Source organism: Pseudonocardia acidicola (assembly GCF_012911935.1).
Classification (GTDB): domain Bacteria; phylum Actinomycetota; class Actinomycetes; order Mycobacteriales; family Pseudonocardiaceae; genus Pseudonocardia; species Pseudonocardia acidicola.
Genome location: NZ_JAAXLA010000011.1, coordinates 1 through 20,180, shown reverse-complemented (window position 1 = coordinate 20,180; position 20,180 = coordinate 1). Strand labels below are relative to the sequence as shown.

Here is a 20,180-nt window from a genome sequence, read left to right as displayed (position 1 = left end):
GCGGCCATATTTCTCCCGGCCTTCTCCTCTGTGGCAGCCGCCACACCCCTTCCGAGTCGCGTTCCGCGGACTGGAGACACACGACATGGCGATGCAGGTGAGCAACGACGCCCCGCACCGGCCCCCCATCGATGAGGTCGGCCGGGTCGAGACCCGGGGGGTCGACTTCGTCCCACTGGAGGACCGGCAGGACCGGCCGCGCGACATCGGAACGGTCTTCCTCGGCGCGAACATGTGCTTCGGCACCATCGTGCTCGGAGCGCTGCCGATCCTGTTCGGGCTCGGCTGGTGGGCGGCCTTCTGGGCCATCACGGTGGGCACCCTGCTGGGGACCGCCTTCTTCGGCCCGGTCGGGCTGATCGGGCCGCGCACCGGCACCAACAGCGCGGTGAGCAGCGGGGCGTTCTTCGGCGTCGTCGGGCGCCTGATCGGCTCGCTGGTCGTTCTCGTCATCGCGATCGGGTTCTACTCTCTCGCGGTCTGGACCGGCGGGCAGGCGGTGGTCGCGGGCGCCCACAAGCTGTTCGGCCTACCCCAGGACACCCTCGAGTTCGCCACCGCCTACGGGCTGATCGGCGCGATCACCGTCGTGCTCGCACTGATCGGGCACGCCACACTGGTGGCCTCCCAGAAGGTGATGGCGCCGCTCATCGCGGTCCTGTTGATCGTCGGGGTGCTGATCGAGCTGCCGGACTTCGACCCCGGCTACGCGGGCGGGGAGTACGTGCTCGGGAGCTTCTGGCCGACCTGGGTGCTCTCGATGGTCGCCTCGGCCTCGCTCGCGCTGTCCTACGGCCCCTTCGCCAACGACTACGCCCGGTACCTGCCCGCCCGGGCCGCGCGCCGCGGCGCCCTGTGGGGCAGTGCCGGCATCTTCTTCGGCTGCTGGTCCGCCCTGCTCTTCGCCGCGTTCTTCACGTCCATGATGGCTCCGGGGACGGCCGACTTCGTCGTCGGCCTGGTCGAAGTCTCGCCGACCTGGTACGCGGTGCCCATCGTCGTCATCGGGCTGCTCGGGGGCTTCGGTCAGGGCTCGCTGGCCCTCTACGGCACCGGTCTGGACACCTCGTCGCTGATCCCGCGGTTGAGCCGGGTGAACGCCACCGTCGTGGTCAGCGTCGTCGGGGTGGGGCTGGTGTACCTGGGCGCCCTCGTCTGGGACGCCCTGAGCCTGGTGTCGACCTTCACCGTCCTGCTCACGGTCATCGCAGCGCCGTGGCTGGTCATTAACGTGATGGGGCACCTGGCCCTGCGCGGGCGCTACGTGCCCGAGGACCTGCAGGTGTTCAACGTCGGCACGACCGGTGGGGTCTACTGGTTCCGTCGCGGCGTCAATTGGTACGCGATGGCGGCCTGGCTGCCCTCGGTGGTCCTCGGGCTGCTGTTCGCCAATACCCCGCCGCTGATGGAAGGGCCGTGGCGCAACGCCGCCGGCGGCATCGACCTCAGCTTCCTGTCCGCCGCGCTGGTCGCCTTCCTGATCTACGGCGCGTTCCTGTGGCTCGTCCCGGGGCGCGCGTTGCCGGCCACGTCGGGGACCCCGATGGTCGACCTCGCCGCCGCGGCCGGCGTCGCCCCTGCGGACCGCGCCGCGCCGCTAGCCGCCCCCGAAGCCACCGCCCCGCACGGACCCGAAGGGGTCCCGAGCGCCTGAACCGCTCCGCCCCATCCCGCACCGACGCGGGCGGGTCGTAAGACCAGCCGGGACCCCCCGGCACGCCTCACCCGGTGTGTGTACCGGGGGAGTCCACTACGCCGATCCCAAGGAGGAGACGGTCATGCTCGCCGTTCGTCTGGAGCAGTACGGTCACATCCCCACCGTCACCGATGTGCCCGAGCCGGTCCTGCAGGGCCCCGACGACGTCATCGTCGCGGTCGAGGGCGCCGGCGTCTGCCGGACCGACCTGCACGCCGTCCACGGCGAGCTGGCCGACGTCTTCCCGACCCCGCTACCGTTCACGCTGGGGCACGAGGTCGCCGGCGTCGTGGTCCAGAAGGGTGCCGGCGCGCGCGGCGTCGACCTCGGAACCAAGGTCGTCCTGCACCCACTGATGACCTGTGGCCTGTGCCGGGCCTGCCGCCGCGGCGAGGACCAGCACTGCGTCGAGGGCCAGTTCGTCGGTCTCGCCGTGGACGGCGGGATGGCCCAGTTCGTGCGGACGAACGCGCGGGCGCTCGTCCCGCTCGCGTCCACGACGGACACCCGTGAGGTCGCCCCGCTGGCCGACGCCGGCATCACCGCCTACCACGCGCTCCACCGGGAGGTCTCCCACCTCACCTCCGAGAGCGTCGCGGTCATCCTGGGGTGCGGTGGCCTCGGCCACCTGGCCATCCAGATGCTGCGGGCGATGAGCGACTGCGTCATCGTCGCGGTCGACCCGAAGGAGGCGGCTCGTGACCTGGCGAAGTCGGTCGGCGCCGACCACGTGGCCGGTGACGATGCCGCGGAGGTCGTCGCCGAGGCGTCCCGCGGTGCCGGCGCCACCGCGGTCTTCGACTTCGTGGGTGAGGGGGACGCCCCGGCCCTGAGCGTGAGCCTGCTCGGCGCCCAGGGCTTGTACTCGGCCGTCGGTTACGGCGGCACCAGCAGCATCCCCACCATGGAACTGGTGCTCAAGGAGCTCCGGGTGCAGGGAAACATGGTCGGCACCTATCAGGACCTGACGGAGCTGATCGCGCTGTACGAGCGGGGCCTGCTGCAGTCCCACGTCGTGTCGTACCCGCTCACTGAGGCCCACCGGGCGTTCGACGACCTGGAGAAGGGGCTCGTCCGGGGCCGCGCGGTCCTCGTGCCGTGACCGGCGGAGAGCCACGCCGTTGACCGCCTGCCCGGCTGTGCCCTCTGCACGACCCGGGCAGGCGGTCGTCCCTGTCCCCGCTCCCTGGAGGTCTCCCGTGGCCTGGGTGTTCGTCGTCCTCGGCGGCTTCTTCGAGACTGCCTTCGCCGTGTCGCTGAAGTACTCCGAGGGGTTCCGGCGACTGTGGCCCACCGTGTCGTTCGTGGCCTGTGCGGTGATCAGCTTCGCGTTCCTGACGGCCGGTCTGCGCGATCTGCCGGTGGGGACCGCCTACGCCGCCTGGACCGGTGTCGGGGCGGTGGGGACCGCGCTGGCGGGGATGATCTGGTTCGGCGACCCGGCCGAGTTCGTGCGGGTCGCCTCCGTCCTGTTGATCGTCGCCGGGGTCGTCGGGCTCAACCTGACCGGTTCTAGTGCGCACTGAGCCCCCCCACGAGTCGCCATCGCAAAGGCGCGAGAGCCCCGGTATCGGGGCTGCCGCAGGAACGCTGGGAGCAAGTCCGCTCCCTGCCCTGTGGCAACGTTGCGCCGCAGGTACCGGCGGGGACGGCGGGTGCGTGGCCGATCGGCAGAGCATCCGACCTCGGTGAGGAACTGGTGTCCGGACGACGCCGTACCCTCATGCCCCGAACGGGCTGTTCCAGGCGGCTGGGGGAGGGGCAAGACCAGTGACGACCCTCAACCCTGCGCGGACCCCCGCCCTGCCGTTGTTCGATCCGGCTGCGGGGGAGCGGCCGCCGCGGGATGCGGTGGAGCTGTACCTGGAGACCCCGGTGACCCTGGGGGTGCTGCACCAGGCCGCGACCGAGGGCGGTCATCGGGAGATCGTCACCGCTGCTGAGCAGGCCCGTGAGGCGGCGGTGGCGGCCGCGTTGGCGAGCCTGCGTCGCGAGGGCAGTCACCTCAAGGTCGGGCCGCACTACCGGCGGCCCGGCGGCGGCACGGTCGGGCTGTTCCTTCCCGGCCGGCTCTACATCACCCGGATTACGCACCTGTGGGTCGAGGGCTGGGACGATGTCCCGCGGCTACACGATCACATCTACATCGGCGCCCAGGGCATCGCCGACGAGGACGGCCAGCACTGGCCGACCGACTTTTACAGCCTGCGCACGCAGGTCGTGTCGATCCTCAACGCCGAGCACCGCGGCGCGCTGCACCGGTCGCTGATGGAATCGATCGGCGCGGTGTGGTCGATCCCGGCCTACGGTCAGATGGAGCTCGTCGAGCCGCCACTGGAGCAGTACGTCGACGACTACCCCCGGGTGTTCTGTCCGAGCTCTTCTGTGAGTCGGTGGATCGTGCAGGACATGGTGCTGCCCCCTGGGGTGGAGCGCTGACCGCCTGACCCAGTCTCGGCTGATGTGCCGGGCGGGCAGCCTCTAGAAGCCGATCCTCATTCCCATGTCGGCGTCCTTGTCGAGGTCGCGGTCCAGGGTAAGCTCGCGGCTGCGGTCGGGGGCTTCGCCGTGGTCGCGGCTGCGGTGGGCGTCGGCGCGCTGGTCTGCGGCCTGATCGCGGTCTATCTCCCAGTCCTGCACTCGTCCGGTCGGTTCCGGGTCCTGACCGCGCGCGGCGCGCAGTGCTGCGCTGATCTTGGCCTGCCGACGGGCCTCCCCGACGGTCACCGGGCCGGCCCCGGCGCCGTGCTCGGGGGCGGTCACTGCGCCCGGCTCGCCGCGCAGCGGCCCCGCTGCGGCGACATCGGCCACGGCGGGGGCGGCGGCGAAAAACTCAACCTGGTTCTCATCGACAACCTCCCGCCGCAACGACTCGTCATCCAGGTCCTGGGCGCTCCTCGTGGGCCGCGGTCCGGTGTGTTCGTGCTGGTCGCGACCGGCTTCCTGCCCGGGGGCGGGCTCGCCCTGCGCCGGCGCCCGCACCACCACGACGGGCTCGTCCGCGACCGTTTCGTCGCCGCGGTCGAGGTCGAGGTCGAGCCGCAGCTGTGTGTCGTTGGGCTCTACATCTCGCCCGCGCTGGCGGGCGGGGGTCTCGTCGGGCTCGACGACGCCGAACAGCTCGGTCTGCTCCCCGACGGTGGGCTGCGGGTCCCGAGGCAGGCCGCGGCGGACCAGTTCGTCCCCGGCCATCTCGTACCGGGTGCGCGCGGGGGCGGCGTCGCGGAACCACTGGTCGCGGGCGGTGTTGATGGCGGCTAGGTGCTCAGCGCGGGCGGCGTACAGATCCGCGAGCTGCTCGGCCTGGGCGAGGTCGGCGTCGGCCTGGGCACGCTCGGGGGAGCCCGCTGCCAGCTGCTCGGCCTCGGCCCGCCACAGCACCGCGTCCTGCCGGTAGCTCTGCGCGGCCAGCCGGGCATCGCGCAGTTCCTCGGCCACGTAGTAGGGCGCCCAGGTCTGCTCGCGCCGGTAGTCCTCCCGCATCCCCCGCAGCTCGCTGTCGCTGGCCATCGCGTAGTCCAGCGCGTCGGTCGGCGCCCCGAGCGCGGCGTAGGCCTGCTGCCACAACACGCGGTGGAACACCTGCTCCCGCGACGGCGCCGCCCCCAGCGAGATCGAGGTGTCGGCGACCCCGGCCAGGTCCCGGTAGGCCGCAGCGATGCCGGCGCGGCGCTCCCACTCAACCCGCTGCTGCTGGTCGGCGGGGGGCGCGCCGAGGTGCTCCAACGCCCACGCGGGCAGCTCCTCGGCGGCGCGCCACCCCAGCTCGCGCTGACGCGCGGTCGCAACCTGCGCGAGCACCCGGGCGTAGTCCCCGACCGGCCCGCCCATCGGGACGGTCAGCGCGGCCCAGTCCCCGGCGGGGACCTGCCGCTCGGGGGTGCGGTCCCCGGTCAGGCTCCGGATCCGCCACCGCAGCACGTCCGACACCGAGTCCGCCCCGACCAGCCCGCGCGCGGTCACCGCCTCTTCCAGCACCGCGGCGGGGTCGTGCCCGGCCAGCTCGGCCTCCCGCACGGTGCGCATCAACCGCCCGTACCCGGTCTCGCCGATCACCTGGTCCATCCAGCCCTCGGGCAGCAGCCCGGCGAGGGTGTCGGTGTAGCGGTCGCGGCCGTACTCGGCAGTCAGCAGGTCCCACTGCGTCCCGACGAAGGCCAGCGACCGGCCGGCCTCGACCCCGGTCCGGCGCTCCAGTTCCGCCGCGGTCCCATCGGCATCGGCGTTGGCCAGGATCTGCGCCATGACCGCCCGCGCCGTGGACTCCAGCCGCTCCGGCTGGTGGGCGTCGGGCTCCTGGACCGAGACCACGTAGAACGTGTTGCACTCCCGCCCGCGTGTACCGCCCGGGTAGGCGCTGGACCGGCGGGTGTAGATGTCGACCAGGTCGTGTCCGGTGTCGACGGTCAGGCCCTGAGCGGCGTAGTCGGTGACCGCGTAGGCCAGGGTGACGTGCTGCTCGACGTAGCTGTGGGGCAGGTGCGCGACCAGCCCGTTCTTGTCCGCTACCCGCAGCGCCCCGGTGAACGGGTCGCGTCCCAGCACCCGGTAGGTGACCCGGTTGGTGACCATCCCGGGCCCGTCGACCCGGATCGTCCAGTCGTTGCGGCGGGCCTGGATGACATCCCCGACCCCGATCAGGTTGCCGTCCCGCGCGGTGCCGATGACCTCCGGCGCCACCCGGCCCAGCGCGACCAGCTCGGCCCGGATCTGCGCCGACAACTCGGTCGCTTCGTCGTTGCGGCCGACGATCAGCAGCGATTCCTTCCCCGCGATCGTGTCGGCGAGGTAGCCGCGGACCGCGGCCGTGGCCATCTCGTCCCGTGTCCCGCCGCGCAGCCGTCCGTGGGTCTCATACAGGTCGAGCACGGACTCGTCCCCGGCGCGCAGCCGCACCGACGCCTCGCGCTCCCACTCCTGGGTGAAGCGGTGGACCTCGGTGAGCTCGAACGCCCCGTTGTCCCGGGCCAGCAGCTCGAGCATGCCGCCCGCACCCACCGCGACCAGCTGTTCGTGGTCACCGGTGTAGAGCAGCTTGCCCCCGCCCGTGGCCACGATCCGCGAGATCGCCTCCAGCTCGGCGGTGGAGGACATGCCGGCCTCGTCGAGGATGAACAGATCGCCCGGACGCACCCGCTCGGCCACGTTCCCGTTCGCGTCCGGGGTGAAGCGGTTGAGGAACACCGTGGTATTGACCGCCGCCACACCGTCATCGGCCAGCACCATCGCCGCCGCCTGGGAGGTGGCCAGCCCGATCACCCGGCCCCCGACCCGGTCTTCCCAGGTGCGCGCCAGCGCCCCCACGGTGGTCGACTTACCCGCCCCGGCCGGGCCGATCAGCACGTCCCCGCACCGGCCAGACGACAAGATGCCGAGCACCGCAGCCTGCTGATCCGGGCCCAGACCAGCGGCGATGAGCTCCACCCGGGCCAGCTCCAGCTCCGCACCCGCCAGCGCCGGCGCCCCGGTCAGCCGGGCCCGGGCAACAATCCCGACCTCGGTCGCCAGCTGGTCAACCGTGGTGTAGCGCTCGTCGTTGAGCGCCCGGTACTTGCTCTTGCCGTCCTCCCGTTGCAGCGCCACCGGGACCGGCCCCGGGTCCGGCGCGGTCACCGCGACCACCCCGTAGCGGGCGCCCTGGCGCAGCACCTCGTTCGCCAGCTCCGGGTACGACCCGACCATGCTGGGGGTGCGCCGCACCTGCTTTTCGATCTCGTCGATCAAGTTCCCGAGCCGCCACGTCGGGTACTGGGCCTGCACCGCTTCCACCGCCGCGGCCAGCACCTCCTCGCGGGTGCGGTGGGCATAATCGCGCTGGTCGGGGTGCCCGTACTCGGCCACGTGCTGGGCGTGCCCGGCGGCGTTGACCAGGCTGGTCCGCAGCTCACCGCGGCGGGTGGCGGCCCAGTTGTCCAGCTGGCGGCGGGGGCTGACGTCGTGGGTCTTCGCGGCCCGGTCCTGCGCCCAGGCCCGGTGGTGCATCGCCTTGCGCTGCGCCGGCGACGGCGCCCGACCGTGGGTCGCCTCGAACTCACGAACCATGACCTCCAGGTTCGCCTCGACCTGGCGCGCCCGCCCCGACGCGGCAGCCAGAAGCTCCTGGTCGATGCCCAGAATCTCCCGCGCCTTGCCGTCCGGACGCTGCGCGAACACCACCCCCAGCCACTCACCCAAAAGCCGCTCATACGCGCTGCGGTAGAGCGCGTCGATGCCCTGCTTGATCGGTTTGAACCCGGCCCCGTCCAACGCCCGGATCTCCCCATCCGAGGCCGTCACCACCCGGTTCAGCACCGCCACGTGCGAGTGCAGCTGCGGTTCCTGATTGCGGTTCGTGGAGTGATCCCAGCGGGTCCACACCAGCCCGGTGGCCCGCTCGTAGACACCCACCGAGCGCCCGTCCACCGTCTTGCCGTGATAGCCCGAGCGCGTGTACGCGGCCTGCTCCTCCGCCCACGCCATCGCCTCCGCGATCGCCTCCCGGTGGGCTCCGACCACCTTCGCGGCGTCCGCGGTCCGCCCCTCGGCCAGCAGCGCCGCGTGCAACACGCTCACGCTCTTCACCGGGGAGAACGTCAGGTCGTAGTAGGCCACCGGCTTCCGACCCGACGCCCGCACCTCATTGCTGATCTCCCGGATCCGCTCCTCGGACGCGTCCGGCTCCGCCGCCAACCGCGCCGCGACCCGGTCCGCGGTCGAGCGGAACTGCCGCGGCCGGCGCCCCAGAAACGCCGGGCTGCCGTCCTCGTCCACCGCACTCGGGTGCTGCAACTTGCCGAACACCGCCCGCACATCGGCCTCGCCGGCCTGGGTTCCCGGGGCGATCCCGACCATCTCCAGCCCGGCCCCGAACCACACCCCGGCCGGCTCGTGCTCCGCCGACGCCAGCAGGTATTGCGCGCCGCCACCATCCAGGTCTACCGCCCGCTCCACGCCCGCCTCGGCGGGGGAGGAGGCGTGGGCGTGCTGAGCGCAACCACTGCCGCGTAGTAGGTAGTCCACCGCCCCGGCGGACACCGCGGTGATCGTCAGCACGGGGCCACCATACCAAGATCATTAACTAATGCATAGGTCCATTGTGGCTGATTGGGCTTGTGCTGGCTTGTGCCAGTGCAGGCTGGCGAGCAGGTTGGCGGGTGAGGAAGTGCGGCAGGCGGAGTAGCGCAGGAAGGCCGATTGGAGAGCCTGTAGAGGCGTGTGAGGCGTTCGGAGAGGCAACGAGGCGTATGGGTGAGGGGCGAGACAGGGTGTGGCGCTGGCGCCGCGCTGGACATGACCGGCTCTACGTGACCGGCCCGGCCCGCAGGCGCCGGCTCAACCGGGCCCGCCGCCGTCCTTGGGCGGGACCGGTTTCTCCCCGGACCTCATCGGGATGCATATCGCTCCACCGCGGCAGCCGGCCGACGGTGCGGTCCGGGCCGCCGCCGGGGTACCGGCCCCGCCGCCGCACTGGCTGTTCGACGACGACCCAGACGCCGATCTCGCGGTCCCGCACGGCGGCCCACCGGCCGCCGGCCCCGCCACCGCGCGGCGGCCGCCACCCGCGGGGGAGGGGCACGACCTGCCGGCCGACCGGCCCGGGCAGGCGGCCGCCGACGTCGCCGCCGAGCTGCGCGCCGCGACGCCCATCCGCAGTGCCCTGGCCCGGCTGCTCGGGCTGCGCACCCGCGAACGTGCCTGGCGGGTGGGCGCGGCCGGGGAGCGGATCACCGCCCGCCACCTGCGCCGGTTGACCGACCCGTGGTGGGCCCGGCTGACCGACCGCTCGACGCGCTGGCACGTGCTGCACGCGGTCCCGGTCGGCGACCAGGGCGCCGACATCGACCACGTCGTGCTCGGCCCCGCCGGGGTGGCCACGGTCAACACCAAGCATCACCCCGGGGCCACCGTGTGGGTCGGGGACCACGTCGTCACCGTGAACGGGGCCGCGACGTTCTACACCCGCAACGCCCTCACCGAAGCCGCCCGCGCGGCCCGGCTTCTGGCCGCCGCCGCCGGCGGTGCACCAGTGCCGGTACGGCCGGTGACCGCCGTAGTCGGGGCGCGGGTCACCGGCCGCCGCCAGACCCGCGACGGCGTCCTCATCGTGCCCGCTCCGCAGCTGCCCCGGGCACTGCGCCACGCCCGTCGCACCCTGTCCGACCAGCGGGTTCACGAGCTCTACGCGGTAGCCCGCCAGGCCGACACGTGGCGCGGATGAGGCGGAGATCGGGAGCGGCGTGCCGGCCTGCTTCCCGGCTGGAGGCCTCAGCGGCCGTTCCGGCCCGCTTCCGCCCGCTCCGGTGGCTCTCGCTCCGGCCTGGCCCGCCCGCACAGCGGTCGACGGCCCGTCTCCCCCTCGCAGCGATCACAAACTTGAGGCGTTCGCGCTGGTCGCCACCTACGCTCACCCAGACAGGGATGATCACCAAGGGATGGGGGACCCACGATGACTTCCAACAGCACCCGGCCGCGCCGTGCCCGCCGCTCCGACGCCGGCGCAGACCGCCTGCAGCGGCTCACCGCGGCGCGGGACCGGCTCGACACCGAGCAGGCCGAGCGACGCAAGCGCGAGGATGCCGCGCTCGCCGACTACGCCACGGCGGCCGGTGAGGCCGACGCGGTGATCACCCGCCGGGATGCCGCACTGGCCGACCTGGACCGCCAGCGCCAGGCCGTACGGGACGACGCCGCGGCCGCGCTGGCCGCCCTCGAACAGCGGCAGACCACGGTGCTCGCCGAGCTACACGCCCTCGGCCGGCGCGCCGAGGACCTGGCCGCACTGTTCGACCTGCCGGTCAAGCGGGTCCGCGCGCTGCTGCGGGAGCACCGGGGACACGCCGCGACCAGTGCCAACGCCACCCCGACGGCGGCCATGGCCACCGCGCCGGTGGCGGCGGCGCCCGTACCGGAGCCGGCGCCACCCGCCCCTGTCGCCGGCTGACCGGCGCCCGCCGACTGCGGCCGGCGAGGTTCACGGGTCTAGCGCGCGGGGGCCACGACTAGACCGTATGAGGGCCGGCGCCTCGCTCGTAAGTTGGCGCGGGTCACCGTCACGGCGGGTGGCGGTGCCGCATTTACGGGAGGCGCCGGTGCTGATGGAGCGTACGTGCGTGGGCCTGGATGTTCACGCCCGATCAGTCGTGGGCTGCATGATCGACAACGAGGTCGGGGAGATCGTCACGTTGCGGTTGTCGCCGCGGACCGAGGCGATCCTCGACTGGGTGCGATCGTTGCCGGGGCCGGTGGCGGTGACCTATGAGGCCGGTCCGACGGGGTTCGGTCTGGCCCGGGCGTTGGCCGCGGCGGGGGTGCGGTGTGAGGTGGTGGCGCCGTCGAAGCTGGAACGCCCGCCCGGGGATCGGGTGAAGACCGACCGGCGTGATGCGGAGTGGCTGGCGCGGTTGTTGCGGATCGGGGAGCTGCCTTCGGTACGGGTGCCCTCGGATGACCATGAGATCATCGGCGCTGACGTCGATGCGGTTCTGACCTGGGCGAACGCCCGGCGGGGGAGCCGCACCTATGTGCTCTGCGTCTGTATCTCGCGCAGCGGGCCAGGGCTCGGCGCTTGGCCCGGGGCGGATCCGAAACGCGGCGCCTTCCCACCCGGCGGCGGCGCGCGGCTGAGCATGGGGAAACGCCGGGGACCTTTGGGTTCCCGGCGTTTCGGTCGTGGCCGGCGTTCAGCCGATCCGCAGCACGGTGCAGCGCCTGCCGGCCGGGCCGGTGCCGAGCAGGTCGAAGCGGGTGGCGATCGCGTGATGCCGCCCGACCCCAGCGTCGGTGAGGAGACCTTCGCCCGGGACCCGCAGCTCTATCTGCAGGCCACCACCCGTCCCGGCGCCGAGCTCCGGCACACCTGGCTCGTCGACGCCGACGGGCAGCGGATCTCCACCCTCGACGTCACCGGCAAGGGCAAGTTCTCCCTCGTGACCGGCCTCGCCGGACGGTCCTGTGAGCGCGCCGTCGCGAAGCTCGGCCTGCCTTCCTGCGCGCCGTCGTCATCGGCGACAGGGCTGTCGAGGACCCCTACCGGGACTGGGCCCGTATCCGCGAGATCCGCGAAGCCGGGGCGCTGCTGGTGCGCCCCGACGGCTACATCGCCTGGCGTCAGCCCGCTGCCACCTGGGACGACACCGCCGTCGCGCGGCCGGTGCATCTGGTACAGGTCGATGTAGTGGGTCTCGACGGCCCAGCGGGCCCTCGACCTCGCGAATGATCCATCGCCGGGACGTGCCCTGGTGGTCGGGGTCGTCGGTCATTGCGCCCGGATGTCTCAGTCATGATGAGGAATCCGTGTGTGCTGCTCCGAGGGGCACCGTGATGGTGATGTGGCGCTGTTCAGGGCGGTGTTGGTGCCGGCTGTTCCCCCGGTTCTGATGACGCGGATGGCGTGGGGTGGTATCGCGACCTCTACTTCGAGGCTGGGGGTCTGGGGCAGGTGTTCGAGTTCGCGGTGCAGTAGTAGCGCGGTGATCGTGGGGGTGGTGTGCAGCTGCACTCGGGCCAGCGGCAGGGTGGGCAGCACGTGGGCGATCCGGGCATGGCAGCGCAGTGCTGCCTCGGACGTTTCGGCTGCTGGCCCGATGACGACTTCTTCGGGCCGGTAGTAAACGGTCAGTGCGGCCACCGGCAGGATCGGGGCGGGGTGGTCGATCGGGAGCTCGCCGACGTGGAGACCGTCGATGTCGCGGTGGGCTGGACCGAGTTCGGTCCAGCCGAGCAGGCGGGCGGTGACCTCGTCGGTGGGGTGGCGGGTGAGGTGGTTCGCCGGGCCGGTCTGGCGCAGGGTCCCGGCGTCGAGGATGGCGAGGTCGTCGGCGAGGCGGAGCGCTTCGTCGCGGTCGTGGGTGACGTGGATGGCTGGTACCTGCAGGTCGTGGAGCGTGCCGCGCAGTACGTCGCGCAGCTCCTCGCGGACGGGCTGGTCGAGCGCGGTAAGGGGTTCGTCGAGCAGCAGCGCGGCCGGCTGGGTGGCCAGGGCCCGGGCCAGGGCGACGCGTTGACGCTCCCCGCCGCTGAGGGAACGGGGTGCCCGGTCGGCGAGGTGGGCGATCCCGAAGCGATCGAGCAGGTCATCGACCGTCGGGCTGCGCCGGCGCAGGCGCGGGCCGAAGCCGACGTTGTCTCGGACGGACAGGTGTGGGAACAGCGCAGCGTCTTGGAAAACCATCCCGATCCGGCGTTGCTCGGCGGGCAGGGCGGTGATGTCGCGCCCGCCCAGGCGCACCTGCCCGTGCCGGGGGGCCCGGAACCCGGCGATGGTGTCCAGCAGCATGCTTTTGCCGGCACCGGATGGGCCGAGCACGACCAGGACCCGGTCGTCGGGCACGACCAGGTCGACCGGGCCCAGCCGGAAGGACCCGGCCCGGGTGACGAGTCCGAAGATCGCGAGCACCCGGATCAGCCCCGGGCCGGTTGGTTGCCGGCCACGAGCCATCCCGAGGCCAGCGTGCGGAGCACGAGGAAGGTGGCCAGCGCGACGGCCAGCAGCAGCACCGCGGCCGCGGCGGAGTCGGTGAGCCCGGAGGTGAGGAACCGGTTGTAGATCGCCACCGGGGCCGTTGCGGGGTAGTAGGCCAGGATCACCACCGCGCCGAACTCGCTGATCGAGCGGGCGTAGACCAGGACGGTGCCGGTCAGCACCCCGCGCCAGGCCAGCGGGAGGCTGACCCGCCGGAACGTCTGCCCCGGGGTGGCGCCCAGGCTCCGCGCGGCGCGTTCGATGTTCGGGTCGAGTGCCTCGAACGCGACCCGGGCGCTGTTCACCGCGAACGGTGCGCTGACGAACAGCATCGCCGCGACGATCCCGGCCTGGCTGCCGTAGAAGCTCACCCCGGCTGCGTCGGCCGGTGCCCCGATCCAGCCGGCTCGCCCGAACACCAACAGCAGCGCGATCCCGGCGACGGTGTGCGGCACCGCCAACGGCAGATCGACCACCGCCTGCACCAGGGCGTGGCCGGGGAAGCTGCGGCGGGCCAGCAGATAACCCAGCGGTACCCCGAGCAGCGTCGCGAGGACGGCCGTGAGGGCGGCGTCCTGCACGCTGAGGACCAGGGCGGCCCGCAGGTCGGTGTCGGTGAGAGCGTGCCCGAGGCTGATGACTGAGCTGGCGGTGACCAGCCGGAGCACCGGTAGCGCGATGAAGCCCAGCAACAGCCCGCTCAGCAGCCACAGCGCCGCCGAGAACAGCCCCGCGGGCCACGGTCGGCGCGGTGCGATGTCGGCTGCGGGCCGCATTCAGCCTCCGGGCAGCGCGGCCGGGGTGGTCATCGGCTGGAGCGACGGGGGCACCCGCCCGCCGGCGACCGGCGGGCTGAGCACGGTGAACCCGTTGTCGCGCATGATCTGCTGCCCGGCCGGGCTGAGGACGAACGCGACGAACCGTTCCCCCAGCGCCGCGTTCGGTGCATCGCTGGGCACGGTGAGGGCGTAGACGATCGGCTTCCCGGTCTGGGCGCCCGAGGACGTCGGGGTGCTGACGGTCCCGTAGGTGGCGGCCTGCGCCGGGTCGGACAGGTCGACCTGCGGCGGGAGGTCGATGAAGCGCAGCCGGTGCTGCAGCGCGTCCGAGCGGTAGATCCCCAGATAGTCGATCTGCCCGGACTGCAGCGCCGGCAGCAGTTGAGTCTCGGTGCCGACCAGGGTCGCGGGCGGGGAGTTGGCCAGCACCCCGGCCGCCAGGTCCGGGGCGCGGTAGTAAGCCTGCGCGAGCGCGAGCATCTGCAGGACCTGGTAGCCCGACGGGTCGGTGTCCGGGTTGGAGCGGCCGATACGGACCCCTGGCTGGGCGAGCACCCGATACCAGTTGTCGGGGGTCAGCCCGGCGGCGCCTTTGCTGCGGTCGGTATAGGCGAAGGTGATTCGGTTGGAGGCGAAGCCGACGTACCAGGTGGCGAACCGGCGGCCGCCGGCGGCGCCGAACATCTTCGCCGGGATCAGCGAGTAGTCCGCCACGCCGAGCACGTCGACCGGCGTGTTCAGCTCGGTGATCCCTCGGATCAACTCGACGCTGCCGGCGAACCGCGACTGCACCGTCACCCCCGGATTGCGCTCTTTGAACGCGGCGATGACCTGCTCGAACGGCGCCGCCAAGGTGCCGGCGCCGTTGACGATGAGGGCGCCGGAGGCGGTCGCCGTGCCGGGGGCAGCGGGCGAGGCGGACGACCCGCAAGAAACCAGCAGCGCCGCGACACACAGCGCCGCGAGCGCCACCACGAACCGGGGACCACGTCGCATCTGTAGCCCTTCTGTACGGTGCCAGAACCGAACAAGAGCTGGACGAGGCTATCCCGAACGGGGACGTCGCGGACAGCCATGACCCGCTACCTCGAGCCCGGCGCCGACACCGCCAGGCAGGTCTTCGCCGGGCGCCGAGCTGGCCAGTGTCCGGGACCTGGCCCGGAGCGGGGCCACCACGGTGGCCACCGTCAGCCACGCCTACCGGCGCCGCGCCGCCCACGGCGTGATCCCACTCGGGGTCGAGGCCCGGCTGCGCCAGCAGCCCGAAGTAGTCCCACAGCGTGCGGTGGGTGGAGATCCGCGATTCGACGACACCGGGATTCGCCTTGTGCCGGAACGTGACGACGGAGATCGCGGCCACCTGCGCGCGCCGGTGGGTCGGCGCAACACCCGGCAGCAGCCACGGCAGTTCCCGGTCGTGGGTGAACCGACGACGGCCTCCTCGACGACTCGGCGCTGGTCCACCATCCGGGAGACGCGACGAAAGTCCAGGTCGGCGGGCACGTGCGGCAGGACGTCCTCGGCGAGGTAACGGCGCAGGCCCTCTCCGGTGCTGGCCCCGGTCTGTATCGGCGCATTCGCCAGCACGCAGTCGGCTGCGGGTGATCGCCAGCGCCGCGTCGAGATCCTGGGTGAGGTAGGCCGCCTCGTGGATGTGGGAACGCGGGCCGGTAGCCATCCGGGCCGTGCCACCACATCATGCGGGCCCTCTGAGCACTTCGGCCTGTCCGGTCTCGTGAGGTATCAGTAGTCAATCCGCGCGGCAAGCGCTTCCAGCGCATGCGGCGTCGCCGTCGCAGCATGCCGACGGGCAAGCAATAAAGAACAAAGCAGCTGCGACACGTCCCAAGATCGCTCTTGAGCGGCAGCGTCACCGACGACCCTGCCGAAGCTCTCGGCCGCCGTGATGCCGAGCCCGCGGCGCCGGCGCCGGTACCCAACTCAGACCCGCCGGTGCTTCCGGTACCGCGCCGCAGCCGCGATGCAGCGTCCCTTGGTCGGTCCCGGGCGCCGGACTACACGGTCGGCCATGCGGAAAGGGCGGCGGCGAAGTCGGGCGGGGCGGCCACGACGAGCAGCTCGGCAGGGTCAGGGCCCGGGTTGGCGAGGCTGACACGCTCGCCGACCCGGATGTGGGTCGCGGTTCCAGGGCCCAGGTCGTGGTCGTTGCCGTCGTAATGCAGCCGGACCTGACCCTGCAGTGGGAACAGCACGACGTGGGAAGGCCCGTGGTCGTGTTCGGGCAGGCGACCGCCGGCGGGCAGGGTCACGTGGAGGACCGCGACCGGGGCCCCGCTGTCCGAGGCGAGAAGCGGCCGCACCGTCGGCCCGTCGGGAATGGGGGCCCGCCGTGCGGGTGCGCCGGCAACGTCGACGATGTTCATGACGGTCTCTCTCAGCTGTGGAGGCTCGGCGCGAGCTGGGCCAGGCATGCGGTGGTCTCGGCGAAGGGGGGCCAGGGCGGTGACCGTGACCGGTGCGCCCAGTTCGGTCAGCGCGCCCTATCGCCGAGGCGGGCTCGACGAACGTCACCCGCGGCGCTCACCCTCAGTTCCCCTTGAGGTCATCCCTCGAGCCTGCGGGCCGGTTTGTTGATCGCCCGGGCGGCGGGCCCCGAAGACCCCCGAATCACCACGGCCTGCTCAGGGCCGATGGGCCGGGCCTTGCGGGTGAGCACGCGGGCGTGTTCGAGGTCCTCCTCAGTGAGAGCCGACCGGCGGGGCGGAGGCTGAGCTGGGTCGGTGGTCATAGTGAGTCACCGCGACAGACCCCCGTGAACGAGCACCAGCGCCGCCGCTTCGAAGCCCTGCGCGCCGGCCAGGCTCTGATCGACGAGACCGGCCGATGGCTGCGCCACCACGCGATCCACTAGCAGTACGCCGGCCTCGAACGGCAGAACATCGCCTTCACCGTGGCAGAGGTCCTCGCCGTCCTCGCGCTGCACCTTCGGGAAGTGCCGGACCCGGTGCGGACGCAGGTCGTGCGGGCCTCGCAGGGACTGCTCAAGTCACCGCCTCGTCAGCCCTGATCAACAAAGTTGGCGATCTGGCGATAAACCGGCGACCGACCCATAACGCTCACGCGAAACGCGGCGATGATCAAGCATGCGCCGCGCCGCCCGCCACACCCTGCTCTGCACCGCCGTCGCGACGGCGGCTCTCGTCCTCACCGCTTGCAGCGACAGCCCGCCCGCGAGCAACCCCCCCGCGCCCAACGTTCCGACCGCGGCACCGCCAACAACCACCGCGGCGGCATTGCCGAAGTCCGAACGTGGCCTGACCATCAAGCAGGTCGGCCAGCCAGCCGGATGGACCACAGCCGACGGCAGCACCCAAGAGGTCACCTTCGTCATTGACAAGATCACGGTTGATCCGAAGTGCGAGGCCTCGTACTCGCAGAAGCCGGAGAACGGTCACTTCGTGCGGGTCGACATTCGCGCAGAGACCACCACCGCAATGGAGACCAACGCCGGGTACGCGATCAGCCCCAGCGAGTGGGCGGTCGTCGGACCAGACGGAGTGACCGAGTCGTCGGTCGCGTCCGGGCCGTCATTCTCCTGTCTCCGCTCGAGCGACATGTTCCCCACCGATCCCCTCACCCCAGCATCCAAGTACCGAGGGTCGATCGTGCTCGACACCCGCAGCACGTCTGGCACGCTCACATTCCGGCCAGGCTTCTTCGGCGGCAGCGGCGGATGGGAGTGGAGGTTCGGCGCATGAGAGCCGCGGTGTAACGCCCGGCCTGACGCGGCGATCAAGCCGCTAGGCGGGCACCCTCGCTGGTCGCGGCGCGGGCGGCGATCTCCAGAAACTCGTGCTGCGTTGTCGATACCGCGCGGCCGTCCCCGAGCAGCCGGGCGGCCAGCTCGTCGACGCCCCAACGCAGCAGCACGCCGTGGCGGGCCAGGTACAGCCCGGCGGCCCGAATGCGGTACCGGTCGCCGGCGGTATCGAGCCAGGCGTAGGCCAGGATCTGCCACAGCCACCGGCCGGTGCGGTCGGGGTGGTCGGCCCGCATCACCGTCTTGACGTCGAGCAGGGTGTCCCCGACCAGTAGGTCCCCGTCGGCCCAGTGGGTCGCGAACACCGGGCCGGCGCAGCCCAGCGGCTGCCCCTGTTCCGGGTTCCCGGCCCAGCCGCGCAGCGTGGTGAGGCTGCCCGACTCGGCCAGCCGCCGGGTCAGCCCGACGAGCTCGTCCACGACCGCTACCGGGGTGGCGGCCCGCAACTGGTCGACGGTGGGTCGGTCGAGGTCGAGTAGCTCCTCGAGCTCTTCGCTGATCACGCCGGAGCGGTAGATGTCCTCGCACGCCGACCACAGCCCGTAGACCCGGGCCAGCCCGGCCTCGGCGCCGGGTGCGCCGACCGCGCCGGTCGGGGCGTGCCGGTCGTGGTAGCCGCGGGTGCGGGCGGCCAGTTCAGCGAACACAGCGTCACCCCACGCTGGCGGATCCGGGTCCGGGTCCGGGCAGGCCCCGCCGAGGTCGCGCCAGCCGGCCGGGGTCGGGCGCATGTCCAGGGCGCGTAGCTGTTCGGCCGGGGTCAGCGCGGCGTGGGACGGGTAGCCGGCGGCGATCTCGTGTGCCGCCCGCAGCGTCAGTAGACCAGGGGAGACCAGTCCATACAGCCCGTAGTAGGGCGGGGCGGCCTGCACCAGCGCGGCCAATCGGGCGCCGAACGCGCCCCCGACGTCGGCCCAATGCCGGTCCCCGAGCACGGCCCCGGCTTGCGGGCGGACCGGACGCACCCGCGCGGCGGCGTCTGCCACCTCGGCGGCCACGGCCGTCGTGCCGGGCATCGTCTGGGCGAACCACCGGCCGAGGTCTCCCCGGGCGAGCTGACTGGTCAGCGACATGGTCTCGTCCCCGGCGCGGCGGTTAGCGCTGGTCGGATCGGGTCTTGGCGTGGCCGGCGCGGCCAGGACGGGAGCGCCGGTCGGCGAACGCCCACAGCGTGCGCCGGTGCCAGCGCCGTCCCTCGACGTCGTCGGGGTCAGGGAAGTAGCCCACGTTGCGGGCGAGATAGCTGGTGATCGTCCGCGGGCTGGCGTAGCCCAGGAGCCGGGCGGCTTCCTCGGCGTCGACCAACTCGTCGGGCTCGCCGCTGCGATCGACCGAGGTGAGCGTGGCCTTCTTCGCCGCCTCCCGCTCCTGCGCCCAGGCCATCGCCTCGGCCTCGTCCCAGTACAGCCGCCGGCCCTCGCGGTGCACCGCCTCCGGGTGCCCGCTGGTCTCCCGTGCGGCGTACAGGTCGGCCAGGGTCTGCTCGCGCATGTTCAGCCGGCGGGCGAGCTCGGCGCGGCTGAGCAGCGCCCGGCCCTCGACCACTTTCTGCTGCGGCTCGGCGTCGCGGGCGATCCAGTCGCGGGCCCAACCGATCAGCTCGTCCTCGTCCCAGTACAGCCGCCGGCCCTCGCGGTGCACCGGCTCGGGGTGGCCGTTCTCGGCCCGCTCCCGATACCAGCGCTCGGCGGTGGATTCGCCGATCTGCAGCTGCCGCATGAGCTCGGCGCGGTTGATCACCGCGCGGCCCTCGTGGACGCGGCGCTCAGGGGTCGGCACCCGCAACAGCCTAGGGACCGCACCCGGGCCGATCGACCGGCACCGGCGGGCGCGCCGGGCCGCCCGCGGCCCGGCGCTCGCCACGATGGTCATGCCCCTGCTCCCTCCTGTCGTTCGTTCGGTGGCGGCCGGCGCTGGCCAGGGTCGGGGCGCTCGGTGTCGACTCCGGGGTCCCAGGCCGTGCAGTGCGTGCGGGTGCGGCCCGGCATCGGGCCGTCGAGGTCGGGCTCGGCGATCGCCCACTCCGACCAGGGGATCGGGCCGCCCGGGCCGGTGTGGATCCTCTCCACGCGGTAGGTGATGCCCCAGTAGCCGCAGCGGTAGACCCCGCCGACCCGGCGGGGACCGATCGCCTCGGCGACATACCGGGCGGCGCTCACCGGGCGCTGCGGGTGGTGTCGATGCGCCGCGGCAGCCGGGCGCCGTAGGCGAGCCCGTCGGCGATGGTCCGGTCGACCTCGGCGCGGGTGGTGCCCTCCACCCCGACGTGCCCGGCGGCCGCGGCAGTGAGCGCGTCGCGGGCCTCCTGCGCGCTGAGCGCCCCGCCCCCGACCAGCCGACCCAGGGTCCGCGCGGCGGCCAGCAGCGTGGCGTGCCGGGTGCCAGGCACGGCGGCGACCACCCGGTCGGCCTCGGCTTCCAGGATCTTGCGCAGGTAGGCGCTGGCGCGCTGGGTGGGCAGCACGATCGGCGCGGCCGGCGCCG

The 20,180-nt window shown here is 72.7% G+C and carries 17 protein-coding genes and 2 pseudogenes; 9 read left to right on the top strand and 10 right to left on the bottom strand.

Annotated elements, in window-relative coordinates:
- Positions 1–85: 85 nt before the first annotated feature.
- The 4 genes from HF526_RS08260 to HF526_RS08245 all read left to right on the top strand — a co-directional run bounded on the left by HF526_RS08260 (position 86) and on the right by HF526_RS08245 (position 4,135).
- Complete coding sequence (locus HF526_RS08260) at positions 86–1,654, top strand: purine-cytosine permease family protein (protein ID WP_211176942.1); 1,569 nt, start codon at positions 86–88, stop codon at positions 1,652–1,654.
- 124 nt (positions 1,655–1,778) lie between these two features.
- The gene (locus HF526_RS08255; protein WP_169380758.1) at positions 1,779–2,798 is read left to right on the top strand and encodes an NAD(P)-dependent alcohol dehydrogenase; all 1,020 of its coding nucleotides are present in this window, start codon (positions 1,779–1,781) and stop codon (positions 2,796–2,798) included.
- A gap of 97 nt (positions 2,799–2,895) precedes the next feature.
- Positions 2,896–3,222: an SMR family transporter gene (locus tag HF526_RS08250; protein WP_169380757.1), complete on the top strand. Its 327-nt coding sequence runs from the start codon at positions 2,896–2,898 to the stop codon at positions 3,220–3,222.
- A 244-nt stretch (positions 3,223–3,466) separates the two neighbouring features.
- On the top strand, positions 3,467–4,135 hold the full coding sequence (locus HF526_RS08245) for a hypothetical protein (RefSeq protein ID WP_169380756.1): 669 nt from the start codon (positions 3,467–3,469) through the stop codon (positions 4,133–4,135).
- Positions 4,136–4,177: 42 nt separating this feature from the next.
- Here HF526_RS08245 and mobF read toward each other — a convergent pair whose 3' ends face one another.
- A complete protein-coding gene (gene mobF / locus HF526_RS08240; RefSeq protein WP_169380755.1) occupies positions 4,178–8,728 on the bottom strand; it encodes a MobF family relaxase in 4,551 nt (1,516 codons plus the stop codon).
- A 337-nt stretch (positions 8,729–9,065) separates the two neighbouring features.
- Between mobF and HF526_RS08235 the strand changes: the two genes are divergently transcribed.
- The 4 genes and pseudogenes from HF526_RS08235 to HF526_RS37320 all read left to right on the top strand — a co-directional run bounded on the left by HF526_RS08235 (position 9,066) and on the right by HF526_RS37320 (position 11,891).
- On the top strand, positions 9,066–9,893 hold the full coding sequence (locus HF526_RS08235) for a nuclease-related domain-containing protein (RefSeq protein WP_211176940.1): 828 nt from the start codon (positions 9,066–9,068) through the stop codon (positions 9,891–9,893).
- Between the two features lie 228 nt (positions 9,894–10,121).
- On the top strand, positions 10,122–10,616 hold the full coding sequence (locus HF526_RS08230; RefSeq protein ID WP_169380754.1) for a translation initiation factor IF-2: 495 nt from the start codon (positions 10,122–10,124) through the stop codon (positions 10,614–10,616).
- 67 nt (positions 10,617–10,683) lie between these two features.
- A pseudogene (locus tag HF526_RS37325) lies at positions 10,684–11,107 on the top strand (IS110 family transposase); the annotation flags it as partial.
- Between the two features lie 553 nt (positions 11,108–11,660).
- Complete coding sequence (locus tag HF526_RS37320; RefSeq protein WP_420821602.1) at positions 11,661–11,891, top strand: aromatic-ring hydroxylase C-terminal domain-containing protein; 231 nt, start codon at positions 11,661–11,663, stop codon at positions 11,889–11,891.
- Positions 11,892–11,948: 57 nt separating this feature from the next.
- On the opposite strand, the gene HF526_RS08220 is transcribed toward HF526_RS37320, so the two are convergent.
- The 5 genes from HF526_RS08220 to HF526_RS08200 all read right to left on the bottom strand — a co-directional run bounded on the left by HF526_RS08220 (position 11,949) and on the right by HF526_RS08200 (position 16,859).
- A complete protein-coding gene (locus HF526_RS08220; protein ID WP_169380753.1) occupies positions 11,949–13,112 on the bottom strand; it encodes an ABC transporter ATP-binding protein in 1,164 nt (387 codons plus the stop codon).
- The gene (locus HF526_RS08215) at positions 13,076–13,912 is read right to left on the bottom strand and encodes an ABC transporter permease (protein WP_169380752.1); all 837 of its coding nucleotides are present in this window, start codon (positions 13,910–13,912) and stop codon (positions 13,076–13,078) included. Before HF526_RS08215 ends, HF526_RS08220 begins: the two co-directional genes overlap by 37 nt.
- Positions 13,913–14,911 carry an extracellular solute-binding protein gene (locus tag HF526_RS08210; protein WP_169380751.1) on the bottom strand — a complete coding sequence of 333 codons (999 nt, stop codon included), beginning with the start codon at positions 14,909–14,911 and terminating at the stop codon, positions 13,913–13,915. It lies immediately after the preceding gene.
- Positions 14,912–15,930: 1,019 nt separating this feature from the next.
- Positions 15,931–16,299, bottom strand: coding sequence for a cupin domain-containing protein (locus HF526_RS08205; RefSeq protein WP_169380750.1), 369 nt, complete (start codon positions 16,297–16,299; stop codon positions 15,931–15,933).
- 371 nt (positions 16,300–16,670) lie between these two features.
- Entirely contained in the window at positions 16,671–16,859 is a 189-nt protein-coding gene (locus tag HF526_RS08200) for a hypothetical protein (RefSeq protein WP_169380749.1), read from the bottom strand.
- Between the two features lie 160 nt (positions 16,860–17,019).
- Here HF526_RS08200 and HF526_RS08195 point away from each other — a divergent pair, with 160 nt between their 5' ends.
- Entirely contained in the window at positions 17,020–17,634 is a 615-nt protein-coding gene (locus tag HF526_RS08195; RefSeq protein ID WP_169380748.1) for a hypothetical protein, read from the top strand.
- A 34-nt stretch (positions 17,635–17,668) separates the two neighbouring features.
- Here the strand turns inward: HF526_RS08195 and HF526_RS08190 are convergent, their stop codons facing one another.
- The 4 genes and pseudogenes from HF526_RS08190 to HF526_RS08175 all read right to left on the bottom strand — a co-directional run.
- Entirely contained in the window at positions 17,669–18,769 is a 1,101-nt protein-coding gene (locus HF526_RS08190; protein ID WP_169380747.1) for a hypothetical protein, read from the bottom strand.
- Between the two features lie 22 nt (positions 18,770–18,791).
- Positions 18,792–19,475 (bottom strand): hypothetical protein, encoded by a 684-nt coding sequence (locus HF526_RS08185; protein WP_169380746.1) that lies wholly within the window; start codon positions 19,473–19,475, stop codon positions 18,792–18,794.
- Positions 19,476–19,564: 89 nt separating this feature from the next.
- On the bottom strand, positions 19,565–19,855 hold the full coding sequence (locus tag HF526_RS08180; RefSeq protein WP_169380745.1) for a hypothetical protein: 291 nt from the start codon (positions 19,853–19,855) through the stop codon (positions 19,565–19,567).
- Positions 19,852–20,180: pseudogene (locus HF526_RS08175) on the bottom strand (bifunctional DNA primase/polymerase); the annotation flags it as partial. The pseudogene HF526_RS08175 and the gene HF526_RS08180, both read right to left, overlap by 4 nt.

Excerpts from the sequence above, each read along its gene's own strand:
- HF526_RS08260 (WP_211176942.1), top strand. The coding sequence starts at position 86 with ATGGCGATGCAGGTGAGCAACGACGCCCCGCACCGGCCCCCCATCGAT.
- HF526_RS08255 (WP_169380758.1), top strand. The coding sequence starts at position 1,779 with ATGCTCGCCGTTCGTCTGGAGCAGTACGGTCACATCCCCACCGTCACC.
- HF526_RS08235 (WP_211176940.1), top strand. The coding sequence starts at position 9,066 with ATGCATATCGCTCCACCGCGGCAGCCGGCCGACGGTGCGGTCCGGGCC.
- HF526_RS08230 (WP_169380754.1), top strand. The coding sequence starts at position 10,122 with ATGACTTCCAACAGCACCCGGCCGCGCCGTGCCCGCCGCTCCGACGCC.
- HF526_RS08220 (WP_169380753.1), bottom strand. The coding sequence starts at position 13,112 with ATGGCTCGTGGCCGGCAACCAACCGGCCCGGGGCTGATCCGGGTGCTC.
- HF526_RS08215 (WP_169380752.1), bottom strand. The coding sequence starts at position 13,912 with ATGCGGCCCGCAGCCGACATCGCACCGCGCCGACCGTGGCCCGCGGGG.
- HF526_RS08210 (WP_169380751.1), bottom strand. The coding sequence starts at position 14,911 with ATGCGACGTGGTCCCCGGTTCGTGGTGGCGCTCGCGGCGCTGTGTGTC.
- HF526_RS08205 (WP_169380750.1), bottom strand. The coding sequence starts at position 16,299 with ATGAACATCGTCGACGTTGCCGGCGCACCCGCACGGCGGGCCCCCATT.
- HF526_RS08195 (WP_169380748.1), top strand. The coding sequence starts at position 17,020 with ATGCGCCGCGCCGCCCGCCACACCCTGCTCTGCACCGCCGTCGCGACG.
- HF526_RS08190 (WP_169380747.1), bottom strand. The coding sequence starts at position 18,769 with ATGTCGCTGACCAGTCAGCTCGCCCGGGGAGACCTCGGCCGGTGGTTC.